Genomic DNA, 5,246 nt, shown 5'->3' with positions numbered 1-5,246 from the left:
TGCCTCAACCCCCGGACTGTGTCCGGGGGTTGAGGCATTTCTGCGTTCAGAGCCCTTTCACGACGGGCGGACCAGCTTCGCCTCGTACGCCAGGATTACCGCCTGGACGCGGTCGCGTGAGCCCGTCTTTGCCAGTACGCGGCCCACATGCGTCTTCACCGTCGATTCCGCGAGATGGAATCGGGTGGCGATCTCCACGTTCGTCCACCCCTGGCCGATGACGGTGAGGATTTCCCGTTCCCGGTCGGTGAGCGGCGCGATTGCCGGGTGGGGTGCTTCGGGTTGCGCCGACGAGTTGCCCGACTCTTCGCCGGCTGCCGGGAGATGGTGGGCGTACGCGTCCAGCAGGCGGCGGGTGAGGGTCGGGGCCACCACCGCGTCGCCGCTCGCCACCGCGCGGATGCCGGACAGGAGTTCCTCGGGCAGGGCGTCCTTGACGAGGAAGCCGCTGGCGCCGGCGCGGAGGCCCGCGTACGCGTACTCGTCCAGGTCGAAGGTGGTCAGGATGAGTACCCTCGTACGGCTGCCGGCCGCGATGACACGGCGCGTTGCCTCGATGCCGTCGAGGCCGGGCATGCGGACGTCCATCAGGACGACGTCCGGGTGGAGTCGGTCGATCAGGCGTACGGCTTCGGCGCCACCGGCCGCCTCGCCCACCAGGGTCATGTCGTCCTGGCTCTCCAGCAGCATCCGGAAGCCCATGCGTTGCAGGGGCTGGTCGTCGGCGATCAGTACGGTCGTCACAGCCGGTCGTCCTCGTCGTTCGGCAGATGCAGATGGACTCGCCAGCCGCTGTCGGGCGGTGGCAGCGGGCCGACGTCAAGTGTGCCCGCGTACAGGGCGGTTCGCTCCCGCATGCCGGGGATGCCGTGGCCTCCGGGACGTGTTGGGGAGGGCCTGCCGGTGTCGGTGATCTCCGCGGTGACGGACTCGGGTGTGCGGCTGAGAACGACGGTCGCCGTGGCGTTCGGCCCGGCGTGCTTGAGGGTGTTCGTGAGGGCTTCCTGGACGACTCGGTAGACCGTGAGCTGGCGGCCCGTCGGTACGGCTTCGAGGTCGCCGGTGACCGTGACGCGTACTGGCAGTCCCGCCGCCCGTACGCCGTCGATCAGTTGGGCCAGTTCACCGACGCCGGGCTGAGGGGTGAGTTCGGCGGGGGTGTCGGGGTGGGTGTCGTTCTGGAGGATGCCGAGCAGGCGGCGCAGTTCCGTGAGGGCCTGGCGGCTGGTGGTGGCGATGGCGTCCAGGGCCTCGGTCGCGCGTTGCGGGTTCTTCTTGGCCGCGTACGAACCGCCGTCCGCGAGGCCCGTGATGACCGACAGGTTGTGGCCGAGGATGTCGTGCATCTCGCGGGCGATTCTGGTGCGTTCGGCGGCGGTCGCGAGCTGGGCCTGCTGGTCGCGTTCGATCTCCAACTGCTTTGCCCGCTCTCTCAAGGACGCCGTGTACTCCTGCCTCGTACGCACCGCGATTCCCAGCAGTGCCACCGCCGCGAAGCTGGTCAGTGACGACTGGAGGGGGATGACCCAGCCGTCCGCCGGGAAGCGGGCCGCGGTGACGACGAGGGGGACGGTCAGCAGACCGCAGGTCAGGGCGAGTTGGCGGGTCGGCAGCCGCAGCGCGATGTTGAAGACGACGATCAGCTGGCAGAACACGGCGATCTGGAGCCCGGCGCCCGACCAGGCGTGCAGCACGGCGAACGGGAGCATCGCGAGCAGCGCGCCCAGCGGGTGCGTACGGCGGCGCAGCACGGTCAGGGGCAGGGCGACGGTACAGACGGCCGCCGGCCACAGGGGCGCGTCGGGGTTGGGCGCTACCATTCGCCAGCCGCCCGCCGCCACGTCGATCGTGCCGCCCAGCAGCAGGCAGCCGGCCAGCAGCAGATCCCAGACGAGCGGGCGCGACTTGTCGAAGGCGCCGATGTGTTGGGCCGCGCGGTTGACGAGCTGGGTGAGCGTTCCGCCGCCCGCTTGTGCTCCTGCCGCTGTCCGTGCCCCTGTCCCTGCCGTCATTCGTCCATCGTCATACATCTCGGCGTTTCAGCAGCCGGCCCGCCGCCAACAGCGTCATCAGCGCCCACAGGCACAGCGCCACCAGGGCCGGGCCGTCCGACAGCGCCCCGTCGTGCTGCTGGACCGCCCCGAGGGATTCACCGGCGCGGGCCGGGAAGTACGCGACGGCGTCCTGAACGGCGTTGGACGGCACCGCCGACAGCACCTCCGGCAGGATCACCGCCCCCGCGAAGAAGGCCCCGATGGCCCCCGGCACCGACCGGATCAGCGCGCCCAGACCGAGGCCGAGCACCCCGAAGAGGGTGAGCGCGACCGCCGTGCCCGCGACGGCGCCGGCGATCCCCGGGTCGGTGAGCGAGGCGGCCATGTCCGTGTCCGAGAGGAAGGGCTGGGCGAGCAGGAAGGTCGTGAGGACGGTGACGGAGGACACGGCCATAGTCACGGCGGCGAAGACCGCTGCCTTGGCCCACAGGACGGGGAGCCGCCGGGGGACGGCGCAGAGCGAGGCGCGGATCATGCCGGTCGAGTACTCGCCCGCGCTGAACAGCACACCGAGCACGGGCAGCAGGATCTGCCCGAACTGGACGCCGATCAGCGTCAGTACGACCGGGTCGCCGACCTCGCCCAGGCCGCCGCCTGCCGGTTCGTGGCCGATGGCCATGACCAGACCGGTGCCGAGGATGAGGACCGACGCCGTCGAGAGCATGATCCAGGTGGAGCGCAGGGTCCAGAACTTGTGCCATTCGGAGCGCAGGACACGGGCGGGGGTGACGCCCACGCGCGCCGTCTTCACGGTGCTCATGCCGTCGCTCCTGTCGGTGCCTCGTGGGTGATGGCCCCGGCCTGGTACTCGACCTCGTCGCGCGTCAGGTCCATGAAGGCCTGCTCCAGCGACGCGGTGCGCGGCGTCAGCTCGTACACCGGGACGGAGTGGGCAGCGGCGATACGGCCGATGTACGGGCCGTCGGCGCCCCGTACGTCCAGTTCGTCGGGGCCCGCGCCGGGCGTGACCTCGACGCCGGGGCCCGCGAGCAGCCCCGAGAGCGTCCGGGCGTCGGGGGAGACGACCTTCATGGCCGTGACGCCCGAGTCCCGTACGAAGTCGGCGACCGTCGTCTCGGCGAGCAGCCGGCCGCGGCCGATGATGATGAGCCGTTCGGCGGTCAGCGCCATCTCGCTCATGAGGTGGGAGGAGACGAAGACCGTATGGCCGTCGGCGGCGAGGGACTTGAGGAGGTTACGGATCCACAGGACGCCCTCCGGGTCGAGGCCGTTGACCGGTTCGTCGAGGATCACCGTGGCCGGGTCGCCGAGCAGGGCCGCCGCGATGCCCAGGCGCTGGCCCATGCCGAGCGAGAAGCCCTTCACGCGCTGCCCGGCGACGTCGGTGAGGCCGGCCAGGTCCAGGACGTGCTCGACGCGGGAGCGGGGGATGCCGTGGGTGTGGGCGAGTGCCATCAGGTGGTGGTGGGCGGTGCGGCCCGGGTGCACGGCGCGGGCCTCCAGCAGGGCGCCGACCTCGTGGAGCGGGGCGGGGTGCCCGGCGTAGGCGCGGCCGGCGACGGTGACGTGGCCGGCGGTGGGGGCGTCGAGGCCCAGGATCATGCGCATGGTGGTGGATTTGCCGGCGCCGTTGGGGCCGAGGAAGCCGGTGACCGCGCCCGGTTCGACGGTGAAGGTGAGGCGGTCGACGACGGTCTTGCCGGCTCTGCCGGTTCTGTCGGTCCTGCCGCCGTAGCGTTTGGTCAGTCCGTTGGCCTTGATCATGGCTTCGACGGTAGGCAGCGGGCGGGCGCGGAACGTCGGACCGCGGGTGGGTCCCGCGTACGCGGCGTCCTACCCCGGTACGACGAAACCCGTTTGTGCGCGGGGGCCGTGGACGCGGAGGATCGCGGAATGAGTCAGACACCTGCCGTACGGGCTGTGCGCGCCGTACGGGCCGACGAATGGGCCAGGGCCAGGGATCTGCGGCTGGAGGCCCTGCGGGATCCTGCCGCGCCGGTCGCGTTCCTCGAGACGTACGAGGACTCCGTACGGCGTCCGGACTCCTTCTGGCGCGAGCGGACCGAGCGATCGGCGCGGGGCGTGTCGGCGCGGCAGTTCGTGGCCGAGTCGGCGGACGGTGGGGAGTGGGCCGGTTCGGTGGTGGCGCTGGTGGAGCGGCGGGGCGCGGTCGATGCGATGGGTGGCGTGAGCGCGTACGACCAGGCGCATCTCGTCGGCGTGTACGTACGGCCCGAGTACCGGGGCTCCGGTGTGCTGAAGGAGCTGTTCGACGCGGCCACCACGTGGGCGTGGTCGCTGGAGGAGCCCAGGGTCGAGCGGGTGCGGCTGTTGGTGGACGAGCGGAACGGGCGGGCGCGGGCCGCGTACCGCAAGCTCGGCTTCGAAGCGACCGGGGTGACCGCGCCCGTGGCGGGCGATTCCGTGGAAGGTGCCGCTTCCGCGCGGGAGTTCGAGCTCGCGGTGGCGCGGCCAGCGGGCTGCTGAGGGACTGCTGAGGGAAACGCCCGGCTCAGACGGGCAGTTCCTGATGGGGCCAGCGGTCCGGCCAGCGGTCGCGGCCCTGTTCGCGTGAGCGCAGCAGCACCAGCGCGGGCATCCCCTGCTCGTCCCCGTCCGCCAGCAGGTCCGGCAGCGCGGGCAGTGGCGCGACCGCCGCCACATCGTCGAGGACCAGCGTCATTGGTGGGTCGAGCCGGCCGGCGGATGACCGTGCGGCCATGCGGCGGCCGTGCTCGACCACGCTTGAGGCGAGAGCGGTGAGCAGCGGCATCGCTCCCGGACGGGTGCGCGGATCTTCGATCGGCTCACCCACCACATAGAGCGTGCCCCCCTCGGCGGGATAAGAATCCAACGCGAGTGAGTCGGCTCGATTCGGTGTGCACGCCTCACGGATATGGACGGACGACAGGGAGGCCAGTGCACGGGTGGCCAACTGCTGGGAGATCTCACGGCGTTCGGGGTGCCCGGTGAGCGCGGACTCCAGCAGACCCGCGAGCCCGGAGGCGGCCTTGGGGTGCGTACGCAGGATCCGTACGGCCTCGTGGGCGCCGCCGCCCTGCGCCCAGCGGTGCACCTGCTTGAAGGGTCGCGCGTCGACGGCGGCGGCGTGCAGCCAGCAGCGCAGCAGGGTCTCCGCCGTGTCGGCCATGGCGGCGTCGAGGCGGGCCAGCGGGCGTACGGGCGCGAGCAGGGCTACGGCGCGCGCGGCGGCGGTGTCGGCGTCCTCGC

At 71.7% G+C, this 5,246-nt stretch carries 6 protein-coding genes; 1 reads left to right on the top strand and 5 read right to left on the bottom strand.

The genetic code is table 11. From position 1 onward, the window contains the following. Nucleotides 1-57: 57 nt before the first annotated feature. From BHU15_RS31215 to BHU15_RS31200, 4 genes are read right to left on the bottom strand one after another with little or no spacing between them, the layout of a single operon-like run. The gene (locus BHU15_RS31215) at nucleotides 58-744 is read right to left on the bottom strand and encodes a response regulator (RefSeq protein WP_069630202.1); all 687 of its coding nucleotides are present in this window, start codon (nucleotides 742-744) and stop codon (nucleotides 58-60) included. Further along, a complete protein-coding gene (locus BHU15_RS31210; RefSeq protein WP_069630201.1) occupies nucleotides 741-2,012 on the bottom strand; it encodes a sensor histidine kinase in 1,272 nt (423 codons plus the stop codon). Before BHU15_RS31210 ends, BHU15_RS31215 begins: the two co-directional genes overlap by 4 nt. 10 nt (nucleotides 2,013-2,022) lie before the next feature. Continuing rightward, nucleotides 2,023-2,814 (bottom strand): ABC transporter permease, encoded by a 792-nt coding sequence (locus tag BHU15_RS31205; RefSeq protein ID WP_069630200.1) that lies wholly within the window; start codon nucleotides 2,812-2,814, stop codon nucleotides 2,023-2,025. Further along, nucleotides 2,811-3,779, bottom strand: coding sequence for an ATP-binding cassette domain-containing protein (locus BHU15_RS31200; protein ID WP_069630199.1), 969 nt, complete (start codon nucleotides 3,777-3,779; stop codon nucleotides 2,811-2,813). Before BHU15_RS31200 ends, BHU15_RS31205 begins: the two co-directional genes overlap by 4 nt. Nucleotides 3,780-3,908: 129 nt before the next feature. Here BHU15_RS31200 and BHU15_RS31195 point away from each other — a divergent pair, with 129 nt between their 5' ends. Then, the gene (locus BHU15_RS31195; RefSeq protein ID WP_069630198.1) at nucleotides 3,909-4,502 is read left to right on the top strand and encodes a GNAT family N-acetyltransferase; all 594 of its coding nucleotides are present in this window, start codon (nucleotides 3,909-3,911) and stop codon (nucleotides 4,500-4,502) included. A 25-nt stretch (nucleotides 4,503-4,527) separates the two neighbouring features. Here BHU15_RS31195 and BHU15_RS31190 read toward each other — a convergent pair. After that, nucleotides 4,528-5,246: type IV secretory system conjugative DNA transfer family protein (locus BHU15_RS31190; RefSeq protein ID WP_218028087.1), on the bottom strand; the 719-nt coding region annotated here is incomplete at its 5' end.

Origin of the sequence: Streptomyces niveus, assembly GCF_001723055.1 — a bacterium.
Taxonomy (GTDB): Bacteria; Actinomycetota; Actinomycetes; order Streptomycetales; family Streptomycetaceae; genus Streptomyces; species Streptomyces niveus.
The sequence above is the reverse complement of the archived record's forward strand: the minus strand, read 5'-3'. Positions and strand labels throughout refer to the sequence as shown.

Coding starts and splice junctions, on each gene's coding strand:
- BHU15_RS31210 (WP_069630201.1), bottom strand. CDS start 2,012: ATGACGGCAGGGACAGGGGCACGGACAGCGGCAGGAGCACAAGCGGGC.
- BHU15_RS31205 (WP_069630200.1), bottom strand. CDS start 2,814: ATGAGCACCGTGAAGACGGCGCGCGTGGGCGTCACCCCCGCCCGTGTC.
- BHU15_RS31200 (WP_069630199.1), bottom strand. CDS start 3,779: ATGATCAAGGCCAACGGACTGACCAAACGCTACGGCGGCAGGACCGAC.
- BHU15_RS31195 (WP_069630198.1), top strand. CDS start 3,909: ATGAGTCAGACACCTGCCGTACGGGCTGTGCGCGCCGTACGGGCCGAC.